Origin of the sequence: Brumimicrobium glaciale, from assembly GCF_004152935.1 — a bacterium.
Lineage (GTDB): Bacteria > Bacteroidota > Bacteroidia > Flavobacteriales_D > Crocinitomicaceae > Brumimicrobium > Brumimicrobium glaciale.
Genome location: NZ_SETE01000002.1, coordinates 510,734 through 531,215, shown reverse-complemented (window position 1 = coordinate 531,215; position 20,482 = coordinate 510,734). Strand labels below are relative to the sequence as shown.

Here is a 20,482-nt window from a genome sequence, read left to right as displayed (position 1 = left end):
TCAAAAGTAAACAAAAATAGAAATAGAGTGAAGCAATTAAAAGATAGAAATTTAACGCAAGGAAGCATTTTAAGCTCCTTAATCAATCTTTCTGTGCCTATTATTTTGGCGAATGCTTTACAAAGTATGTATCAATTGATTGATACTTTTTGGCTGGGTAGATTAGGAGTTAATGCCGTTGCCGCAGTCAGTTTGAGTTTCCCGATATTATTTTTAATTCTATCATTAGGAGCTGGATTAACATTAGCTGGATCAGTAATTGTCGCTCAAGCAAAAGGAGCGAAGAATCAGAAAAATGTGAATTATAGTTCGTCACAAACTGTTGTAGTCATCTTTTTTCTATCCATTTTATTGTCATTTGTAACCTATCATGCTTCCGAACCTCTGATGAGATTAGTTGGTGCTGGACCAGAAATTCTAACCGAATCAGTTATTTATTTTAAATATTCTTCCTTCGGATTTGTATTTCTATTCATGTTTTTCGTCTTCCAATCTTTAATGCGTGGAATCGGAAATGTTTGGCTGCCAATGTATATCGTATTGGGGACAGTACTTTTAAATTTGGTGCTCGATCCATTATTCATTTTTGGTTATGGTTCATTCGAAGGAATGGGAGTAGCAGGAGCAGCGATTTCTAGTGTAATTACCCAAGGAATTTCGGCAGTTATCGGAATGATCATTCTCTTTAAAGGAAAACGGGGAATTAAAATAAAGTTCCCTCAAATGAAATGGGATTTTAAATGGACCAAACAAATGTTTGCCATCGGAATTCCGTCAAGTTTGGAACAATCCACAAGAGCAGGAGCAATGACAATGTTGGTGGTTTTGGTAACCAGTTTCGGAAGTGAAGTCGTCGCCGCTTATGGAATTGGAGTGCGGATTTTGAGTTTAATCGTAATTCCAGCACTTGGATTCTCTATTGCCACAACAACTTTGGTTGGACAAAACATCGGAGCCAATCAAATTAAAAGAGCAGAAAAAGTTGGAGATTTAAGTGCTAAAATCGCCTTTTTTGGTTTGACAGGAGTAGGGATCTTACTCTTTGTTTTTGCTGAACCTATTACTGCTTTCTTTGTTCCAAATGATCCACAAGTAATTAAAGAAAGTGCTTTGTTTATCAAGATTATGGCACCTAGTTTTGGACTTTTAGGATTACAGCAAGTTTTGAATGGTGTTTTCAATGGTGCTGGATTTACACAAATTTCATTATTGATTTCTATTTTTGGACTTTGGATGATTCGTTTCCCAGTTGCATTTTTACTCTCCAATAATACGTCTTTAGATGAGGTTGGATTGTGGTGGTCTTTCCCAATTTCAAACTTTTTGGCAGCCTTAGTTGGTTTTATTTATTACAAAACAGGACATTGGAAAGGAATGTTGGTCAAAGGAAGACATCAAATTAGTAAATAGTTTAGAAAGACCCTGAAAACTCTTATTTTCGTTAAAAATATTAGGCATGATTAGATTTACTTTTGTAGTTGTATTCTTCTTTACTTCCTTATTTGGATTTGCGCAGTCCTATCACTCAGAACTTGGCGTTGAAGTTCAAGCTGCAAGTTTCTCAAATATGGGAGGAACAATCGGTGGAGCTCTAAAATGGGCTTTCGTTGAAGAAGAATCTTTAGCGTATGGACCAAGTTTTAGATTCCAATATTTGTTTAGTCAAAACACTTATCTCGGAACATCAAGTAGTGCTTTTGTATTTGGAGGTGGTGGATTTCTTCATTATCGATTTTTAGAATGGTTTTTCTTGGGGACAGAGGTCGAAGTATTGAAAAATCCTTACCGCTATGTTAATCCACAGAAAAATTGGAAATTAACCGCATTTTTAGGAGGAGGGATTTCAAAGGATTTCGACTTTGTAAGATTAAACGTAGGAATTCTTTATGATGTTGCAGATGCAATTTCTGATCCTTTGACTTCAAATCCTTCACCATTAAGTGGAGACTATTTCTTTAGAGTTTCTGATCCCAATAATCCAAATCTAGGTAAATACATGCCGATAATTTATCGTATCGCATTTTTCTTTCCATTAAACAGAAACAAAGATTAGTATGTTTAAGAAGAAAATTCCAATGATAGAAGGCGATTACTACAAAACCGAAGAAGGTTATATCGTTTTCACAGAACAGTATTTACTGAGGCGAGGCTATTGTTGTAAAAACAATTGCAGACATTGTCCTTATGGTTATGATCCAAAAACAGATCGACTGAAGAAGAATTGATTTTTATGAATTGAAATTATACTCTTGAAATTCGATTATTGCAGCGCAGTAGCTAATACCTTTAAATTTACTTTCTCCTACAACATTCCAAATGATATTTTCATTTAAATGATCTGATGTTTTATCAAATTCTCCATTTGCAAAATTTATTGCTATTTCTTCAATTGAATGTTTCATTATGTTTAATAAGGAAGCGAGATAATTGCTTTTTGTTTTCGTAAAATAATCATATTGTCAGGAATATTACCACTAACAGTTTCATTAGGATAAAGATGATAGAGACCAATTCGTTTGGCGTCTATTTTAATATCCTTTTCTTTAGCGTCTATAAAAATCCAAGACGGAAGAAATGCCATATCCATATTTTTAATTTCTCCAATGGTTTCAGCACTTTCAGTATCTCCAGATAGAAAAATCTTCTTTCTATGCCATGTAATCAGATATGAATACTGACTGAAAGAAAATCTATGCTTGGTTTTAAAGGTCTGAATTTCAAAATCTGGATTTGAATCAGCAAATTTCTTTAGTTTTTTAATATTCGATGGACCATATTTCTTTCCGCCTTTTGCTCTTAAAGTTTTCCTCATGTTTTTGCCTGAATAATGGTCAGCATGTTTATGAGTGAAAATAAAAATTGAATTTTCTTTGATGCTATCTAGTTCAGAATTATCAAACTCCATATAGCCATAAGCGCCTGATTTATAAGGAAAATCCGAATAAATATTCAAGTCTCCATCGGTCATGTATAAGCCACAATTTCCAATAAATTTGATTTTAATTTCATTCGATTGTGCAAGCCCTGTGAAGGATAAAAGCATTCCTAAGGCGAAACTTAGTAATGTATAGATATGTTTCATAGTTTTCTCACGAATTTAATGGAATATTGTTTCCCAAGGGAGTAAATCCTGCTTTTTGTTTATCTAATACGCTCAATCACAACTTTCTTTGACCATTTTAGAATTACAAAATCTTCTTTTTTTTTAGAAGTTTCAAGCCTCATACTAATGCTAGAACAATAAATACGTTTGTTATTTCTAGGTTCAGCCTTGAGTTAAGATATCCATAAAAATATCAATATTGCATTTAGGTAATTTATCCTCGATTTCTTTTAATAGGTTAAAATTTATTTATCTCACCCAATTTGTATGAGGGTCTTTACGGGTAGGAATCACAGAATAAACACGAACAGTATTTGATTTCTGATTGACTGAATAGTGAATTAAATATGGAAAGTTGTTAACTTTTACACACCTTATGCTACTATATTTTATTTGATACAAAAGTGCATCTTTATTTAGGGACTTTGGTGTTGCTTTTGATGAAGTATAGAATCTTGTCCCAAGCGAATCTTGTTTCTCATTATAAAAATCAACACCTTTTTGAATATCTTGGGCTGCGTGTTCATTTATAATCACTTTGAAAAAGTGCTTCACATTTTAAAGTTTAATTTTATTATCCAAATCTTCTAAAGGAAAGAAATCCTTCTCTTTGGCATTCTTCATTCTCTCAAGAACAAGCTCCTTGTGCCATTCAGGAGTTTCGAACTCCTCATCTTGATCAGCAGTTTTAATCCCTAACTGTTTCACAAGTTCCATAAAAAAGTCGAACTTATTTTCGGGTATTTTTAAAATTACTTCTTTCATAACATAAATATACAAACTTATTTTTAAAGTTAGCTTTTCGAATGTAAAGAAGTTTTCTTCACCTTTCCGCGTCTGCAAGAAAAGGTAGTTTAGTTTGGGAGGATGAAAAAGACTAGCTTCTTCCGTAAATTATGGAACAAGTTCCAAGTTGAATTTCCCTTCAAATGAATGCAGTGACCGAGCAAGTTTTATTTTTTGATAAAATAATACATGCGCACCACAAAATCTACAATCATCCGCGTAGCTTTTTTAAGCATCCGCGTCATCCCGATTAAAATGCGGGACAAGTTCCGCGTTCCAATACAGCGCAAATGAGCAAACCATACAATCGATTATACTATTCTTATTTCAGATTAAATAATTTCAACCTTCACTCAACTCCATCAATTTTAAAACAGTTTTCCAATTCCTCGTCGTCGCCCCAACTTTCAATTTCTTCTCAAAAAAGTTATTGGTCAACTTCGATTCATGATATTTCCCTTCACAATATATAAAAACATTCATGTCTTTTACCACAAATAAATCAGGAGTATAATCAATTGACTGAATCAAATCTAAATCACTTTTCAACGGCTTTTGCTTTAAAAAAGTTAGGTGTAAATTATTTACATCAGCCTCTGAATCGTAGAATGGATTAGATTTTATAGATTTCTCTAATTCTTTCGCTTTTCTAATAATTACAGGAACAACAAACCCAAACTTTTCAAGAATAGCAGATTCAATTAGATCAGATAATTCTATTGGATCAAGGCTTGATTCAAAAATCACATTTCCACTTTGAATGTAAGTGATCGCATCAGGAATTCCCAAATCATGAAACATAGACTTTAAATCATTCATCAAAATTTTTCGATTTCCGCCAACGTTTATTCCTCTTAGAATTGCAATTTTCTTTTCCATTATTTTTGGTATAACTTTTCGATTACTGAATAATTTTCATTCACAAAATGCTCTAAGTATTTAATTGATTCGTCTAGCGTAAAAGGCCATACATCATCTACTTCCATTCTTTCAGTTTGTCCCAATAATCCAAAAAGTATTTTCACTTTCTTAGGTCTATTAAACCACAATGCAAAGCTAATTTCTCCATCGATAAAATCTGCTGTTAGTGTTAAGGAATACTTAGAAGTGGTATTTATAAATTCCAATGATGGACTATAAAAAATCTGTTCTTCAAGTAAACTGAAGCATAAGTCAATTTGTTCTTTCCAAGGATATTTTTTAGCTAAATCAATAACTTGCTGATTATTCAATACCTCTGAGGGATATTCTATTGCTTGTTTATCTGGATGACAAATGGTGTATTTGAAAGACATAAGTTTTTTTAATTGGTGTTGATTAAATATCAATCACCTATGTAGTTAGTTCAAACTTATTCTTTTCAAATGTTTTATCCTATAGAATCTCTACTATTTTTTAATCTATAAAATAATGTTTTTAAGATTTACTTTCAGTTATCATTTCATCAATAGCATTCCAAAGTGAAATCCTTTGTTTTATAGATTGCTTTGCAATTTCAAGTGTTTCACTCCATTTATTTTCATCAGATGCACATAATTCTGATATCATTTTATGTGAAGCAGGCCCATGTCCATCGCCATCTAAATCTATATGTCGTTGAAGGTAGTAAGTCAGTTTATTATAAGATTTGTTTTCAGCATTTCCTTTTTGTAAAATAGCAATAAACATTTCAGGGATTATTCCCTCTCTGCTAAATGTAAAAGCTGAGGCTATAACGTGAGGTTTGTTAGTCGCGATAATTTCAAATGAAAAACGCACAAAATCTGCAACTCTTTTGTCAATTTTAATCGAATTTAAAGACTGTTCAACTGAATTACCTGCTTGGATTTTATCTATAAACTGATTTATCAAAGTTGTGTTTGCACCGATTTGTTTCATCGCGTCAAGGTACATTTCGAAATGGCTTTTGGGTTCACCTAATTCATTGACATCACTTTCTTCCTCAAAAACTATTTCATTTATAAATCTACAAACAGTCGCATTTTTTACTGGAACCCAAGGCACTTCAATGTTCGTTAAATTTCTTTGAAGTGATTTCAATAAAGACATGAAATCCCAAACTGCAAAGATATGGCTCTCCATAAAAATTTTCACATCAGAGATCTCTTCTAGATTATCATAAAGTTTGTGGTTCTTTAATTCAATTATCAAATCAGAGATTTCTGCTTCTATCTTTCTAATTTTTTCCACAACAAATCAATTTTAATAAATACAATATAAACGATAAATAATAAGGGGTTAATTTGTTTTAAAGAACACGATATTTTTGAATTTAAAGACGTAACCAAGCAACTTCTAATAATTCCTAAATGGGTTTTTCAAGAACAATTACTTTGCACATGTTAATTATCAATACTCAAGAAATCATCATTCAAATCAAAAAGTAATTCTAATCCATTGTCCAATTCAACTTCTTGTGTTCTTCGCTCTAATTCCCACTCTATAATTGAATTGTCAGGAAAATAGGCCGCCACAAAAGCAATAATCTTTTCAGGAATAACTGAATCAGGTAATTTTGAATTTGCTTCAATTTCAATTATTTCTCCTCTTTTATTGAATTCTAAATTGATTTTCCCATCTAAAAATACGTCGTAAGTTCTATTAAAAATATCTTTGCTTTTCACGGCTTTTTTGATTGTATGAGCAGGGAAATGAATATTAACATAATCTTTCATAATCTGCGGAAGCGTATCAACAAAGACGATCTTATCTTTTTTAGATCTTGCTATGATGATCCCTATTGCAGTGGTAATAATTGCGTTTCCTATAAGTTTTCTAGAATTCATAACTGTTTTTTATAAATTAAATGTTCTATGAAAGTTAAGAATAAAATGGCATATTTCAATTTGTTTTAACAGTCTTTTGGTTTTGATCCGCTAATCGAAAATCATGTAAGCTGTTTGAAAACGATTTGACTTCTTTCTAATCAATTAGATTTTGAATTTTGCTTATTGAACGCAATTTAAAGCTTAGTGTCGTTTCCATAATTCCAATAATCAAATACAACACTTGTAAGAAGTGCAATAAGCCTATGAAGTAGACTTGAACGAGCATCCATAAAATAAGAAAGATTCCTAACGTAATTCCTATGGCTGGAGCATATTTGTTTTTAGAGAAAGTTAAAAAAGACGCCAATAGATTGAGTAGACCATTCACAACCAGCAAGAATATTCCTGGGATTAAAAAATCATTAAAAGGTGTGTCTTTAAAAATCTCAGTAGACATTCCAATTGTAAATCCATTAGGTTCTAAAATCATCGTTAAACCAGCTGGAATTGCTCCAATCGCGACAAATAGTTGAGTAAACCCTAACACTCTCCTAAAGTTGATGTCCATGGAATAAATATAGGAAAAGAAATAGGTTAAATTTTTTAGTTTGACTTTATTTTAAAAGATGGGCTAGAAGATCCTTAGTGAAAAATAAATGAGGTAACTCAATAAGCTACCTCATTTATGGAATATATAAAAGATGTTTAGTACACTATTTCAACAGATTCACATGAGTTTGCCTCAAAGTTTAAAATACCTCCAGCAACTGTAAAGCCAAGATCATCTTCAACAGTATACGTATAAGTTTTGTTTTTGGCAGATCCCAAATCTTTGGTAATCGTGATTGAACCATTCGCTCCACATGCTGGTGCGGAAGCCCAATAAACAGAAGCAGAAGTTGAACCTACAAGTTTAGAATCTACATAGAACTTCAACGTTGAAACTCCTTGAAGCATTAATTCTTGAGATGTATCTTCACCATACCAAATAACTGCTTCACCTTCATATTTACAAGAACCATCGTCTTTTTTTGCATCAGCGCTATAGTTTACGCTAGATGAATCTATACAACCTTCTTTTTTGCAGCTTGAAAGAACTGAAGTTCCAGCCAATGCTACGCTAATGATTAAAAATTTTAACACATTCATATTTTATTAAATTAAGATCTTTCCTACTCGTAAGGCTTTTCAGTATCGCCCCGTTTTTGAAATGGTTTCTGGCTCCATTTGTATAAAGTGTTTTTTTTTAGAATTTCCCAAAATAAATGTAATACGAACCTTTATGTTTTAGAACGATATAATCAAATTGATGCGCTTTAAAAACGCTAAGAAATCGAGTTTTATAGAGCTATTGCAAAGTGGAATGTAGATTTCATTTGCTGTATGTTTCAATAATTAGTCATAACAAAATTAATAATTTTCAGCATTTAGCCAAATTTCGTGGTGAATTTGTTGGTCTCAGAAATAGTTCAAAATATGCTCCCGATAAGCCATCGGGATTAGTACATGCATCTTCAGCTTCCAAAAGTTTTAAATCAAACAATGGATTTTAGGCAAAAGACAAAAAATATAATGTCTAGTATCTAAATATCTTGATAGGTATAGAATTTCATTCTCATTTGAACCTATTGTATTTTCGTCCCTAGTAGTTCAGTTAATGCCTTAATACTTCTCTCTTCGTTATTAACGATGTCGCGGAATGATACATTAGGAAACTCAGTATATCTTGATGTATTGAAAGCTTCTTAATTATTTTAAATGCAAGTAAGCCGATGTTATAGCCCAATTCTTTTATTGGGTTACCAAGCTAAGTCTTAATTTTTTAAAAAGAGATTCCTCATCGTTTCATTCCGATAGTTGAGAAAATCTTAGATTTTAACAACTGAGGAATCCCTTCTTCCTTTTTGCTAAAGTTTAACTCTAGGTAAAATTAATCAATGCGATTATCGGCTGTATTATTGAAAAAACACATCGTTAAAATTAGGGATTAACGACCTATATTGGTAGGCCAATTCTTTTATACGTATCCATTTCACAATCTGTGACAACGTCATCTATAAATCCGGGTGAATTAAGTAAGGTTTTGATGTGTTTTCAACAGTCCCGAGAATTAGAATTCTTGCTGAATATCAATGTTTTTGAATTGGATTTTAAAGAGTTAACGACTAGACTTTCTTTCTCTTAGCTGAAGGCTTTAATCAAAATTAACGCAGTATTGTCATTATGAATTTTGGTGTGGCGCTGCAACAAAATAATACTCTTCACCTGTATTAAAGCAATTTTGAAACTCTTTTGCACCCATGGAACTATTGTTTTTAATAAATGATTGTAGGGTAAATATCTTCATGCCTATTTCTTTTGTGATGAAATCGTAAATATCTTCTGGCTTGGTTCCGTAAAATTCACTTGCACCTCTTCCACATTCAAATAGAACAATCGGTTTGTCTTTATTTATTATTTTTTGTGCTCCTTTCAATACACCAAATTCTCCTCCTTCAACATCAATTTTTATAAAGTCAATTTTTTCTTTTAATGATATCACATCATCCAGTTTTTTCATCTCAACTTCTATTTCTTCAATCTCTGGATTCTTTATCGCATATTTTCTTTGCTTGATTCCGCTATATGCAGGGGCATTTTTAACCAATTGGAAAGTGGTTTTTCCATTGGTGTCAGAAAGTGCAAAAGGATAAATTTTGGCTTTGTCTTCAAACTTCTCCTTTATTTCATTAAATAAATAAGGAATAGGTTCAAAAGCATAATGTTTTCCTTTTGGAGAGAATTTAATCATTAAACTGAGGATTTCACCTTTATGACAACCAATATCTACACAGTTTGAATCATTCTTGATGTGCTTTTTCATGATAGCTTTTGTGAGTCTATCGTATTTTAGATTTTTAGTTAAATCAATATGCGAAAAGATCAAAGCTTCTCTAATAAAATCCTTTATAGTCATTTAATTAATCCTTAATTAATATTTAAAATTTACCAGAAATATTATTCCTGAGAAAAAAGAATTGCAAAATAAACACCATTTTTCTAATCCATGACATTAATTATCACTTCTTTTTAATTAATAGCTTTTCATTAATTGATTTCCGACCATCTACCAGTTATATTGGTCAACAATTATAGCCTATCTTTAAATATATTCTCAACAAATTCCATCATATCCCCATTTATGTTTCGACTAACTCTATTCCAATGGAAATTCTTATTCTGTGCTTAAAAAATTAAACAGTATTGTATTGCTGATGGCTGGATTGACGCTTAAGTTCAAATGCCAGTAAAACTTTTTATTGAAGATATTAAGCCTACTTTTATCATTGCTTTTTAAGATGAACTTTGAAGCTCTCTTCAGTCGGTGAACCTTAGGAAAACTTCATTTTATTGATGTTTCTAATATTAATTTTGAGCTAAGAAATACTACAAGGTTGTAATTAATTTAGGTCCACTTTTAAATAGATGGGGATCAAATTAGCTATTTACTTAATGCCTTAATAATTCTCTCTTCATTAATAACGATGTCGCGGAATAATACATGAGGAAACTCAGTATATTTTGATGTTTTGAAAGCTTCTGAAATATTTAAAAGAGTGGAGGCCGTTATTAGTGACAAATTCATTTCCGTATCCATTTCACAATCTGTTACAAAGTCATCACTAAATTCAGGTGCAATAAGTAGGATTTTTACAATTCGTAAGTTACTTTTTAAAGCAACATTTTGATATGATTTTAATTGCCTTGAAACTGAACTGAATTTATTATAACCTCTTTCTTTACTGGTTTTACATTCAATTATTATTATCTCATCATTCCCTAAGTTTATGAGTAAATCCATTAAATCATTTTTGGTATTTAATTGATTTTTTAATGTATCATCGAGATTAAATCCTAAATCTTTAAAGATAACTTTTGTGAGTTCTTCAAATTTAATCCCTAACTCACTTTCTTTAACTATAATACCATTTTCTTTCAGAATATTTAAGTTCCTATAGGCTACATTCTCATAATTTTCCAGATATAGATTCTCAACATCTTTATAATGATCTAAAATATTTAAGATGTTGTCTCCTCTTTGTTTTACTCCGTATTCTTTTATAAAACTGTTTAAGTCATTTTTTTCTATTAAGTCTAAAATGTCTCGTGGTTTGATGTTGTAATCAAGTAAAAAGTCTGCTTTTAATACATATTCTTCCTGTAACTCAAACTGAGTTCTGATTTGTTGGTTTAAACCGGTAAGAGTTTCATTCAGTTCTGTCAATAGTTTGTCATATCCATCTATTGAAATTCCTACTTTCTCATCACGTTCAACATTTTCAAAATGTTCAATTAAACTATTTATCTTCTCATCTAGTGTACTGCCTTTCAAAGTGCTTATATTTAAGCCTTTTTCGCAAAGTTCGTTTAAAGTTTTTTTCTTTTCTGTCAAGTTACTTCCCATTTTATAAATATTATTTAGGAGTAAATTTGTAAAAGGAACACCACCATTAATTATTTTTTCAATTTTTTCAGAATATGATTTTTTTCTGTCGATGTTATGCTCTTTAGCAATTTGGTTAATGATTGGCTCTTTTAGTAGAATGAGAGTTCGACGATAAAATTTTTGAGCCACCTCTTTCTCACGAACTTTTCTTAATATTCTTACCATTTCGTCTGCAACATAAATAGTGTTCTCTTTAGTCGAATAGAATATTACACCAATATTTTTCAAGCTCTTTATCACCTCTTGAATATCGATTTTCTGAATAGGTAATATTGAATAGTTTATCAGTTTAATCTCCTCCTGAGAAAGTCCAAGGTGTTTTGATAAAGTCAATATTATTGATAATTCATCTGATGTTATTTTAGCATCTCTATTATTAATTTTGTCATTATTGTAGGCCGTATGTAAACACGCTTTATATATTTTATAGTCTCTTTTTCTCGAGATACTTAGCTCTGATTTTTCATCTTCAAAATCAGTGTTTAAATCTTTTAAATTTGATTTTAAATTTTTCAATTCGTCATCATATAGTCTTGAAAACCAATCTTGTTTCATAATACAATTACCATCGCGGATTATTATATCTATTAAAACGTCTAGTTGATTTGTAATTTCTTGAAACTCACATTTTATATGTTCTTGAAATTCAGAAGATATTAAAGAGAATATTTTTGAAATATTTTGATTATCAACTGATTTTAGTCCTTTATCCGAGGAGCTCAATATACTGTTGATTTCTTTAAGGTTTTTAGGGTTTTTTGATATGATATTATCAATTATTTTTATGAAAGAATTCTTTTCTAAAGAACCAAGCTTATCTAATATTTTTTCTAACTTCATGATTGTAAGTGTTTAGAGGTTTTTTTTGAATATATATAGTGTTGAAAATACATATTCATTTACTTTCAAAAATAGCAACTTTTCTTAATCCTTAAAGTTTAATGTGATTTAAATTTTGGATTCCAAACTATTTATTTCATTTCCCATCTTCTTCTAAATACAAACCAACCCACGAAAAAATCAATATCTTTGCACTCTTTTTTTAAACGGTAGTAGTAGAGATGAACAAAGGATTAATCGCATTAGCATTTGGAGGTTTAGCAATGGGGATGACCGAATTCAATATGATGGGTTTGCTCATGAATATTGCAGATGACATCAACATCAGTATTCCAAAAGCGAGTAACTTGATCGGACTTTATGCTTTAGGAGTGGTGGTTGGGGCTCCAATTCTAGTTATTGCCACAGCAAATATGCGCCCTAAAAAAGTACTTTTCTTCTTAATGTTATTGTTTTTCTTTTTCAACGGGATTTTTTCAATTGCACCTAATGAATGGAGTTTATACATTTCTCGTTTTGTTTCTGGTTTGCCGCATGGAGCTTTTTTTGGAGTAGCTTCAGTGGTTGCTGCAAAACTCGCTAAACCAGGGAAAGAAGCACAAGCAATTTCAATTATGTTTACCGGGATGACCTTGGCTAACTTGGCCGGAATTCCTCTTGGAACTTATGTCGGTCAGCACTTTTCTTGGAGAATTACTTACGGTGTAATCAGTTGTTTGGGTTTGGTGACTGCACTAACCATCTATTTTTGGCTTCCTGAAATTGAAAAACCTAAAGTTAATATGCGCAAGCAAATGAATTATTTTTCTAGAAAAGAAGCTTGGCTAATTATTTCTGTTATTTCAATTGGTACAGGTGGATTATTTGCATGGATCAGCTATATCGGACCATTGGTGACTAAAGTTTCTGGGTTGGATGAAACCCACGTTCCAATAATTATGTTTTTAGTGGGCTTAGGAATGTTTATCGGAAATCTTATTGGTGGAAAATTGGCCGATACAGTAATTCCTACCAAAGCCGCAATGTTCTCATTTATGGCCATGGCAGTATGCTTAGTTTTCGGGTATTTTGTATCTCACATAGAATGGGCTGCTTATCCAATGGCTTTCTTAACTGGAGGAATTGCCTTTAGTATTGGTTCTAGCTTGCAAATGATGCTTATCAATAGTGCTGAAGGTGCAGAAACGCTAGCTGCCTCTGCCGGACAAGGTGCTTTTAATATCGGAAATAGTCTAGGTGCTTATCTTGGCGCTATTCCAATCGGATTGGGTTATGCGTTCAATACGCCATTACTTGTTGGAGCTGGCTTGGCAAGTATAGGTAGTGTTTTAGCGTTCTTTTATCTAGTGAATTTCCGTTTGCGCGCTATTGGTAAGTCGAGTAGGTAAATTATAGTTCCTACTAGCGTCTTGATTCAGAAAATTTTACGAGTGATTTAAAAGTGTTATCTATTTGTGATTTCAATTAGAATTGTACCTCTTTATTTGTAAAGGAAACATGATTGAAAAGTATTTTTTTAATCTTCTAAATCTTTTTAATCCGTGTAAAAAGTAGTTAATGCATTAAATAAGTAGACGTTAAGCATTTTGTTACCATAATGATTTAGGTCTAAATCTAAATATTAGAATCCATTGATTAGAAATACTCTTTTTGAAATACTATTATCTGTTTGTTTTGTCATTAAAATTAATACTGTTATGACTTGGCCTTTTTCTTATTTTCATCAAGTTTGTTGAAACCAATTGTGTAAAGGAAAAATAAAACTGCAGATGTAAATGCAATGATGAAAATTGGAGTTTCTAAAATCAATCCTGATGGAGTGATAAGATAAGTGCTGATAATTGGAAGCATACTGTAGATTAAGTAAAAACATAATCCTATTTTAAATCCGAAGAACATAAGGAAAACACTTATCAATCCAATTCCAAGCGTAGCCACTAATGATACATTTGATAAATAAAATATTTCATTATTAATGTATCTAGAGTTTTCTACAATTAGTTGTGTCTCTTGCATGAATTCATTGCTTGCACCCTGGTTTACCAAAACTTGAGTATTACCATATAGTTTAGACATTTCTTGCTCCAATTGAACCTCTGTCATTGGGCCATCTATTAATCTTTGTGTAACTGCTGTTAATGTCGAAAGGATAAAAATAGAACTCAATAAAAGTAAAAAGCTCAATAGTTTTGGTCTTTTAGTAGTGCTTATAGAAGTGTAATTTTCAACATATGTTTCGTTTGAGTAATCCATAATAGTGTATTTTAAATTAAAAGTATTTCTTATTTGTAAAGTAATTGTGATGAATAATTCACTTATTACTTGTGCTAAAGTATTCGTTTTTTCTTGATGGCGAAAAAGTTTTAGACGAATAGCTTGGAATTCTTAAATGTGTTTTGAGAAGGTTTTTATCTTTTTATAGATTTATCGAAATTATCACATTGTTAAGCTTAAAATAATGCTTAATCATCTAAGAAAACAAGCGCCAAATAGTAGTTAGATTTCTTTGGTGAGATTCGACTAAAATATGTTGAATAAGCGATATTAAGCGTTTTTAGAAGTTTTTAATAGCTCATTTTCTCCATTTATAAGTATTCTTTTGTCGAAATGAAACTATTCCTACCTCATAACGTATATTGCTTGATTTTTTTTAAAATAATTAGCTTATTCCTTGTTATAGTATTAAAGTGTCAGGCTGAAACTCACATTAAAACTTCATTGTTTTGTAAAAATAAATTTCTGTCTTTACTTTAGTCATATCCGTAAGAAATTTCTCAATTCCATGATTTTTTAGCTCAACTATCGAACTTTTAATAACAGGGGTCTCAGTTTTTATATGAGTGTTTAAAAAAGACCAAGCAACAAATCTGCCTTTTTGATCATAAAGAGATCGTCATTAAAAGGCAGTTCAAAAATATTTTAAATCATTACAATCTGCGTGAAAAAAAATTGATCCACTAATACATTAGGAGTAAAGCGTTTTATAATCTTAATGGAATAGATCTGATTTTCATAAACAGTGTATTATAAAGACACCGTTTGAAACTAGATAAGCATAAGCACCTGTTTTGAATTCGAAATAAATAAACCTCTACCTTAATAGTATTCTGATTCAGGTACCTCACGAGAGATTTTATATTTGCTATCTATCTGTGTATCCAATTAGAACTGTACCTTCTTCATTTGTGACGAAATCAACATTAAAAGACAGTTCAGAGATCTTTTAAATCATTACAATCTGCGTGAAAAATATTTGATACACGAATACAGTAGGAGTAAAACGTTTTATAGTGTTAAAGGAATAGATTTTATTTTCATAAACAGTGTATTATAAAGACACAGTTTGAAACTAGATAAGCATAAGCACCTGTTTTGAATTCGAAATAAATAAACCTCCACCTTAATAGTATTTTTATTCAGATACCTTACGAGAGATTTTATATTTGCTATCTATCTGTGTATCCAATTAGAACTGTACCTTCTTCATTTGTGACGAAATTGTCATTAAAAGGCAGTTCAGAGATCTTTTAAATCATTACAATCCGCGTGAAAAACATTTGATCCCCTAATACAGTAGCAGTAAAACGTGTTATTATCCCAAAAAACCAGATCTAATTAATAAGCGATATTAAGACTTGTTGTTTTTCTTCGCTACATCAAGTTTATGGAAACCAATTGTGTAAAGGAAAAATAAAACTGCAGATGTAAATGCAATGATGAAAATTGGAGTTTCTAAAATCAAGCCTGATGGAGTAATAAGATAAGTGCTGATAATTGGAAGCATACTGTAGATTAAGTAAAAACATAATCCTATTTTAAATCCGAAGAACATAAGGAAAACACTTATCAATCCAATTCCAAGCGTAGCAAGTAACGATACATTTGATAAATAAAATATTTCATTATTAATATATCTAGAGTTTTCTACAATTAGTTGCGTCTCTTCCATGAACTCATTACTAGCACCTTGGTTTACCAAAATTTGAGTATTCCCATAAAGTTCAGACATTTGTTGTTCCAATTGAACTTGTGTCATTGGACCATCAATTAGTTTTTGTGTAACCGCTGTTAATGTTGAAAGAATAAATATAGAACTCAATAGAAGTAAGAAGCTTAATAATTTTGGTCTTTTAGTCGTACTTAAAGAAGTATAATCTTCAACATATGTTTCGTTTGAGTAGTTCATAATAGTGTATTTTAAATTATCTGTAGTTTCGATATTTTTCACGGTATTTACATGAAAATATCACTTGTTACTTACACTAATGTACAATGTTTTTTCTAATGTTAGCAATGTTTTAGACGAATAGCTTGGAATTCTCGAAAATTCGTTATTCGATATTCTGCTGTTTTCTTGGGTCTGTCGCTTTTATATTATCGTTAAGCATTGAAAACGCCTTAATCGTCTAAAATAAATATTTTCAGAAAAAAGTTGATTTTATAGCGGAGATTCGACCAAGCTTTTCTAAAAACAAGATATAACGGGTTTCTTAGGTGATTTAACTGAGTTTAAAACCTCTTTTTTATGAGTAAAATGATGTTCTTTTGTCGTAATGAAACTTTTCTTGTCTCAAACCATGTTATTAATTGGATTTTTCAAAAATTATATACTTGAGAGGAGATATTATATTCCTAAGTAATTTCTACTTCATGTACTTTAACTTCGAACCATATAGGAAAGCAAATAACGCAGCAAAAATTAACATGAGAACAATTGAAGCTGTAAGTATAAATTTTTGTGGTAAAGTGATATAGGTCGTAATAATTGGAAATAGACTGTAGAATAGGTAAACATGAAATCCAGTCTTTTTCAATTGAAACATCAATACAATACTAATTGCTCCAATAATAAGCTCAAGTAGTCTAAGGTTATTGGTCAAATAAAAAGCTTCATTATTGATGTAAAAAGAAGATTCGATCATTACTCCAGCCATATCCGTTAAGCCTTCGCCAATTCCTTGGTCTTTCAATTCAACAATTGAACTATAAAATTCAGCAGTATCAGTCTCCATTTGAACTTCAGTTCGTGGACCATCTGAAAGAGATTGAAGTGTTGCAGAAAAGCTCATCACAATATAAATGGAACTCAGTATTAAGAGAACATTAAGCGATCGTGGACGTTTTCCATCTGCGTTTGAAAGCTCGGAATCAATTAAATTTTCTTGTTGGTTATTCATACTAAAGAATTATTTTCTTTTTTGATATGCGTTTTACTCGCTCTTAAATAAGCAGACATATATTCGTCTTCGTTGATAAATGGAATGCTTTTTCTAAACTTCTTGTGGATGTCTTGTAATAAGGGACTCGTTTTTTCGACTCCTTTAAATTCTAATCCTTGAGCTCCTGCCATTAATTCTATTCCTAAAATCTGCCAAACATTCTCAACCACTCTGTGCAATTTAGTCGCAGCATTTGCACCCATACTTACATGGTCTTCTTGTCCATTCGATGAATCAATTGAATCTACTGAAGCTGGAGTACACAATTGTTTATTCTGACTTACAATGGATGCTGCAGTATATTGCGCAATCATAAATCCACTGTTTAAGCCTGGTTTTGCAACTAGAAATGCAGGTAAACCTCTAATTCCAGCCATTAATTTGTAAGTTCTTCTTTCAGAAATGCTTCCCAATTCAGCCAATGCTATCGCTAGAAAGTCTAAAGCCAAAGCCAAAGGTTGACCATGGAAATTTCCAGCTGAAACAATTAAATCTTCATCTGGAAAAATTGTAGGATTGTCTGTAACCGCGTTAATTTCTCTTGTCACCACTTTTTCAACGTGATCTAAAGTATCCCAACTTGCGCCATGAACTTGAGGAACACAGCGGAAACTGTAAGGATCCTGAACATGCACTTTTTCTTGACCAATAAAATGACTGCCAATTAAGTGTTTAGAAATCGCCGCAGCGGCCTTTATTTGTCCAGCCTGATTTCTTATCTTATTTACAGAAGGAGTAAATGGATCAATTCTTCCGTCATAAGCTTCTAATGACATTGCGACGTTTATATTCGCTTGTTTTAGAATGTTTTTTCCTTCATAAACACAATGCGCTAAATATGCACTCATAAATTGTGTTCCGTTCAATAATGCCAATCCTTCTTTAGATTGTAATTGAATAGGAGCGAGGTCCAATGAAGACATTACTTCTTCAGTATTCGTTTTCTTTCCTATATAATAGACTTCGCCTTCGCCAATTAAAGCAAGTGCGATGTGTGCCAATGGAGATAAATCACCAGAAGCGCCTAAACTTCCTTGTTCATAAACTACTGGAATAATATCGTTATTGTAAAAATAGATCAAGCGTTCAACAGTTTCTACCTGAACTCCGGAATGTCCGTAATGCAATCCAATAGCTTTAAATAAAAGCATTGTTTTCACAATAGATTGAGGAACTTCAGCTCCTGTTCCGCATGCGTGAGAACGAACTAAGTTCACTTGTAACTTCGCTAAATCTGCTTTCGAAATCGATTGGTCATAAAGTGATCCAAATCCAGTATTGATACCGTAAATGTTTCCTTCCGTATTTTCCATTTTATCGTTAAGATATTCACGGCATTTTAGTACGGCTTTACGTCCATTTTCTCCTAATTCTACTTTGTTTCCTGATAGAATAAATTGAAATAATTCGTCAATTTCGAATTGCTGATGATCTAGAACTAATGTTTTCATTATGAACAATATTTTTCGGTGAATGATTTAACGGACATCGTTTCTTGATCTCCAGATTTCATTTCTTTAATGGTAATCTCATTATTTTTAAGTTCACTTTCGCCAACAATAACTGCATATTTTGCATTTCTATCGTCTGCGTATTTAAACTGTTTCTTCAATTTTGCTTCGTCCGGATAAAGTTCCGCCGTAACATTGTTGTTTCTCAATTGCTGTAAAATAGGTAAGGAATACTCAACTTCTTTCTCGCCAAAGTTGATGAACAAATATTCAAGCGTTTCATTGATGTCTGTTGGAAATAATTCCAATTCTGTCAACACATCATAAATTCGATCTGCACCAAATGAAATTCCAACTCCCGAAAGATCTTTCATTCCAAATAATCCAGTTAAATCATCATATCGACCACCACCACAAATAGAACCCATATTTACACCATTCGCTTTCACTTCGAAAATTGCGCCTGTGTAATAGTTTAATCCACGTGCAAGTGTAACATCAAATTCTAGTTTTGCATTTTTCAATCCTAGAATTTCAGTTTTCTTAAATACGTATGCTAATTCCTCAATTCCTTTCTTCCCAATTTCACTCTCAGCAAGAAACTCATTCATGAACGCTAACATTTTTGCAGTGTCGCCTTTCAAGCTAAACAAAGGACGAATCATAGCAATTGCTTTTTCGCTTACTCCTTTTTCATTCAATTCTTTGATCACGCCATCTTCCCCGATTTTATCCAGTTTGTCGATAGCGACAGTAATATCAATGATTTTATCTTCTTCGCCAGTTACTTCTGCAATTCCAGAAAGAATCTTGCGGTTATTAATTTGAACCGTAAAATCTGGAACTTTTAACGCTGAAAGTACTTCATCAAAAATCTGAATAAAGTCTACTTCAAATAGGAGGGAATCACTTCCTACCACATCAGCATCACACTGATAAAATTCTTGGTAGCGCCCTTTTTGTGGACGATCAGCTCTCCAAACGGGTTGAATTTGGTATCTTTTAAATGGAAATGTCAAATCATTTTGGTGCTGTACAACGAAGCGTGCAAAAGGCACAGTTAAGTCATAACGCAAAGCTTTTTCAGAAAGTGAATTAGCGAATTTCGGTAAGTTTCCTTCCTCAAGCGCTTTTAAATCTGCTTTTTTGACCTTGTCACCAGAGTTTAAAATTCTAAAAATCAAACGGTCTCCTTCCTCACCATATTTCCCCATCAAGGTCGTTGAAAGTTCAAACGATGGAGTTTCAATAGGAGCGAAAGCATATTTTTTAAACACATTTTTAATCGTGTCATAAATATAATTTCTTCTGTTCACCTGAAAAGGTAGAAAATCACGTGTCCCTTTTGGAATACTTGGTTTTTGAGCCATTTTTAAAATATTTTAAGCAAAAATAGAAAATTTCTACGCTTAATATGAAGTGTAGCTGAATATCTTTCTTTTGGGCGTGCCCCAGTCAATTTTCCGGCTCTACTTTTAAAAATAATTTATTGAAAAGAATCGGAAAATTAACTGCGTCGGGCTTTCCACTATATCTTTTTATCACCGCGAATTTTCAACTCGTGGTAATAAAAAGGATGCCGTTACTATCCCTCACGCAAAACCGAATAATAACTTCGGAATTAACTTTTTTTCCATGTAAAATAAACCAGTACCAAAGGCGCTCCCCAAAACTCGGCATCCATTTTTCATGCACAACTTTTTTTTCTCCGTGACCCTCACATTCAGCTTGCTCAGTGCAACGCTGTGAAAAACCTCCTTTTATCTCTGTGTAAATAAACCAATGCCAAAGGCGCTCCCCAAAACTTGGTATCCATTTTTTACGCATAA

General features: G+C 32.0%; 21 protein-coding genes. 4 read left to right on the top strand and 17 right to left on the bottom strand.

Going from position 1 to position 20,482, the window contains the following annotated elements; genetic code table 11:
• Nucleotides 1-27: 27 nt before the first annotated feature.
• Genes ERX46_RS05895 through ERX46_RS17480 form a run of 3 tightly spaced genes read left to right on the top strand, consistent with a single transcriptional unit; the run spans nt 28 to nt 2,225 of the window.
• Entirely contained in the window at nt 28-1,410 is a 1,383-nt protein-coding gene (locus ERX46_RS05895) for an MATE family efflux transporter (RefSeq protein ID WP_242494537.1), read from the top strand.
• Between the two features lie 46 nt (nt 1,411-1,456).
• Entirely contained in the window at nt 1,457-2,053 is a 597-nt protein-coding gene (locus ERX46_RS05890) for a hypothetical protein (protein WP_130092914.1), read from the top strand.
• A gap of 1 nt (nt 2,054) precedes the next feature.
• Nucleotides 2,055-2,225, top strand: a complete 171-nt coding sequence (locus tag ERX46_RS17480) for a DUF5522 domain-containing protein (RefSeq protein WP_165366163.1) — start codon at nt 2,055-2,057, stop codon at nt 2,223-2,225.
• Nucleotides 2,226-2,228: 3 nt separating this feature from the next.
• Here the strand turns inward: ERX46_RS17480 and ERX46_RS17475 are convergent, their stop codons facing one another.
• The 12 genes from ERX46_RS17475 to ERX46_RS05835 all read right to left on the bottom strand — a co-directional run bounded on the left by ERX46_RS17475 (nt 2,229) and on the right by ERX46_RS05835 (nt 11,983).
• Nucleotides 2,229-2,402: a hypothetical protein gene (locus tag ERX46_RS17475; RefSeq protein WP_165366162.1), complete on the bottom strand. Its 174-nt coding sequence runs from the start codon at nt 2,400-2,402 to the stop codon at nt 2,229-2,231.
• Between the two features lie 5 nt (nt 2,403-2,407).
• Nucleotides 2,408-3,082, bottom strand: a complete 675-nt coding sequence (locus tag ERX46_RS05885; protein WP_130092913.1) for an MBL fold metallo-hydrolase — start codon at nt 3,080-3,082, stop codon at nt 2,408-2,410.
• Between the two features lie 270 nt (nt 3,083-3,352).
• Complete coding sequence (locus tag ERX46_RS05880) at nt 3,353-3,658, bottom strand: hypothetical protein (protein ID WP_130092912.1); 306 nt, start codon at nt 3,656-3,658, stop codon at nt 3,353-3,355.
• Between the two features lie 3 nt (nt 3,659-3,661).
• On the bottom strand, nt 3,662-3,868 hold the full coding sequence (locus tag ERX46_RS05875) for a hypothetical protein (RefSeq protein ID WP_130092911.1): 207 nt from the start codon (nt 3,866-3,868) through the stop codon (nt 3,662-3,664).
• 363 nt (nt 3,869-4,231) lie between these two features.
• The gene (locus ERX46_RS05870) at nt 4,232-4,768 is read right to left on the bottom strand and encodes a DUF1697 domain-containing protein (protein WP_130092910.1); all 537 of its coding nucleotides are present in this window, start codon (nt 4,766-4,768) and stop codon (nt 4,232-4,234) included.
• Nucleotides 4,768-5,184, bottom strand: coding sequence for a hypothetical protein (locus ERX46_RS05865; RefSeq protein ID WP_130092909.1), 417 nt, complete (start codon nt 5,182-5,184; stop codon nt 4,768-4,770). The genes ERX46_RS05870 and ERX46_RS05865 overlap by 1 nt, the downstream gene beginning before the upstream one ends.
• 121 nt (nt 5,185-5,305) lie before the next feature.
• Complete coding sequence (locus ERX46_RS05860; protein ID WP_130092908.1) at nt 5,306-6,079, bottom strand: DUF3050 domain-containing protein; 774 nt, start codon at nt 6,077-6,079, stop codon at nt 5,306-5,308.
• A 152-nt stretch (nt 6,080-6,231) separates the two neighbouring features.
• Nucleotides 6,232-6,675: a PepSY-like domain-containing protein gene (locus tag ERX46_RS05855; protein WP_130092907.1), complete on the bottom strand. Its 444-nt coding sequence runs from the start codon at nt 6,673-6,675 to the stop codon at nt 6,232-6,234.
• Nucleotides 6,676-6,811: 136 nt separating this feature from the next.
• Nucleotides 6,812-7,225: a hypothetical protein gene (locus ERX46_RS05850; protein ID WP_130092906.1), complete on the bottom strand. Its 414-nt coding sequence runs from the start codon at nt 7,223-7,225 to the stop codon at nt 6,812-6,814.
• A gap of 137 nt (nt 7,226-7,362) precedes the next feature.
• Nucleotides 7,363-7,806: a hypothetical protein gene (locus ERX46_RS05845; protein WP_130092905.1), complete on the bottom strand. Its 444-nt coding sequence runs from the start codon at nt 7,804-7,806 to the stop codon at nt 7,363-7,365.
• A gap of 1,072 nt (nt 7,807-8,878) precedes the next feature.
• Nucleotides 8,879-9,613, bottom strand: coding sequence for an FkbM family methyltransferase (locus ERX46_RS05840; protein WP_130092904.1), 735 nt, complete (start codon nt 9,611-9,613; stop codon nt 8,879-8,881).
• 525 nt (nt 9,614-10,138) lie between these two features.
• On the bottom strand, nt 10,139-11,983 hold the full coding sequence (locus ERX46_RS05835) for a hypothetical protein (protein WP_130092903.1): 1,845 nt from the start codon (nt 11,981-11,983) through the stop codon (nt 10,139-10,141).
• A gap of 221 nt (nt 11,984-12,204) precedes the next feature.
• Here ERX46_RS05835 and ERX46_RS05830 point away from each other — a divergent pair, with 221 nt between their 5' ends.
• Nucleotides 12,205-13,371: an MFS transporter gene (locus ERX46_RS05830; RefSeq protein WP_130092902.1), complete on the top strand. Its 1,167-nt coding sequence runs from the start codon at nt 12,205-12,207 to the stop codon at nt 13,369-13,371.
• 307 nt (nt 13,372-13,678) lie between these two features.
• On the opposite strand, the gene ERX46_RS05825 is transcribed toward ERX46_RS05830, so the two are convergent.
• The 5 genes from ERX46_RS05825 to hisS form a co-directional block, all read right to left on the bottom strand.
• Nucleotides 13,679-14,236: a hypothetical protein gene (locus tag ERX46_RS05825; protein WP_130092901.1), complete on the bottom strand. Its 558-nt coding sequence runs from the start codon at nt 14,234-14,236 to the stop codon at nt 13,679-13,681.
• Nucleotides 14,237-15,611: 1,375 nt separating this feature from the next.
• Nucleotides 15,612-16,169 carry a hypothetical protein gene (locus ERX46_RS05820; protein WP_130092900.1) on the bottom strand — a complete coding sequence of 186 codons (558 nt, stop codon included), beginning with the start codon at nt 16,167-16,169 and terminating at the stop codon, nt 15,612-15,614.
• Nucleotides 16,170-16,626: 457 nt separating this feature from the next.
• Complete coding sequence (locus ERX46_RS05815) at nt 16,627-17,160, bottom strand: hypothetical protein (RefSeq protein ID WP_130092899.1); 534 nt, start codon at nt 17,158-17,160, stop codon at nt 16,627-16,629.
• Nucleotides 17,157-18,653 (bottom strand): histidine ammonia-lyase, encoded by a 1,497-nt coding sequence (hutH, locus tag ERX46_RS05810; RefSeq protein ID WP_130092898.1) that lies wholly within the window; start codon nt 18,651-18,653, stop codon nt 17,157-17,159. The genes ERX46_RS05815 and hutH overlap by 4 nt, the downstream gene beginning before the upstream one ends.
• Nucleotides 18,653-20,023 (bottom strand): histidine--tRNA ligase, encoded by a 1,371-nt coding sequence (hisS, locus tag ERX46_RS05805; RefSeq protein WP_130092897.1) that lies wholly within the window; start codon nt 20,021-20,023, stop codon nt 18,653-18,655. The genes hutH and hisS overlap by 1 nt, the downstream gene beginning before the upstream one ends.
• Nucleotides 20,024-20,482: the final 459 nt, after the last annotated feature.

Excerpts from the sequence above, each read along its gene's own strand:
- ERX46_RS05855 (WP_130092907.1), bottom strand. The coding sequence starts at position 6,675 with ATGAATTCTAGAAAACTTATAGGAAACGCAATTATTACCACTGCAATA.
- ERX46_RS05840 (WP_130092904.1), bottom strand. The coding sequence starts at position 9,613 with ATGACTATAAAGGATTTTATTAGAGAAGCTTTGATCTTTTCGCATATT.
- ERX46_RS05885 (WP_130092913.1), bottom strand. The coding sequence starts at position 3,082 with ATGAAACATATCTATACATTACTAAGTTTCGCCTTAGGAATGCTTTTA.
- ERX46_RS05870 (WP_130092910.1), bottom strand. The coding sequence starts at position 4,768 with ATGGAAAAGAAAATTGCAATTCTAAGAGGAATAAACGTTGGCGGAAAT.
- ERX46_RS05815 (WP_130092899.1), bottom strand. The coding sequence starts at position 17,160 with ATGAATAACCAACAAGAAAATTTAATTGATTCCGAGCTTTCAAACGCA.
- ERX46_RS05865 (WP_130092909.1), bottom strand. The coding sequence starts at position 5,184 with ATGTCTTTCAAATACACCATTTGTCATCCAGATAAACAAGCAATAGAA.
- ERX46_RS05850 (WP_130092906.1), bottom strand. The coding sequence starts at position 7,225 with ATGGACATCAACTTTAGGAGAGTGTTAGGGTTTACTCAACTATTTGTC.
- hutH (WP_130092898.1), bottom strand. The coding sequence starts at position 18,653 with ATGAAAACATTAGTTCTAGATCATCAGCAATTCGAAATTGACGAATTA.
- ERX46_RS05835 (WP_130092903.1), bottom strand. The coding sequence starts at position 11,983 with ATGAAGTTAGAAAAAATATTAGATAAGCTTGGTTCTTTAGAAAAGAAT.
- ERX46_RS17480 (WP_165366163.1), top strand. The coding sequence starts at position 2,055 with ATGTTTAAGAAGAAAATTCCAATGATAGAAGGCGATTACTACAAAACC.
- ERX46_RS05830 (WP_130092902.1), top strand. The coding sequence starts at position 12,205 with ATGAACAAAGGATTAATCGCATTAGCATTTGGAGGTTTAGCAATGGGG.
- ERX46_RS05825 (WP_130092901.1), bottom strand. The coding sequence starts at position 14,236 with ATGGATTACTCAAACGAAACATATGTTGAAAATTACACTTCTATAAGC.
- ERX46_RS05890 (WP_130092914.1), top strand. The coding sequence starts at position 1,457 with ATGATTAGATTTACTTTTGTAGTTGTATTCTTCTTTACTTCCTTATTT.
- ERX46_RS05820 (WP_130092900.1), bottom strand. The coding sequence starts at position 16,169 with ATGAACTACTCAAACGAAACATATGTTGAAGATTATACTTCTTTAAGT.
- ERX46_RS05875 (WP_130092911.1), bottom strand. The coding sequence starts at position 3,868 with ATGAAAGAAGTAATTTTAAAAATACCCGAAAATAAGTTCGACTTTTTT.
- ERX46_RS05845 (WP_130092905.1), bottom strand. The coding sequence starts at position 7,806 with ATGAATGTGTTAAAATTTTTAATCATTAGCGTAGCATTGGCTGGAACT.
- hisS (WP_130092897.1), bottom strand. The coding sequence starts at position 20,023 with ATGGCTCAAAAACCAAGTATTCCAAAAGGGACACGTGATTTTCTACCT.
- ERX46_RS17475 (WP_165366162.1), bottom strand. The coding sequence starts at position 2,402 with ATGAAACATTCAATTGAAGAAATAGCAATAAATTTTGCAAATGGAGAA.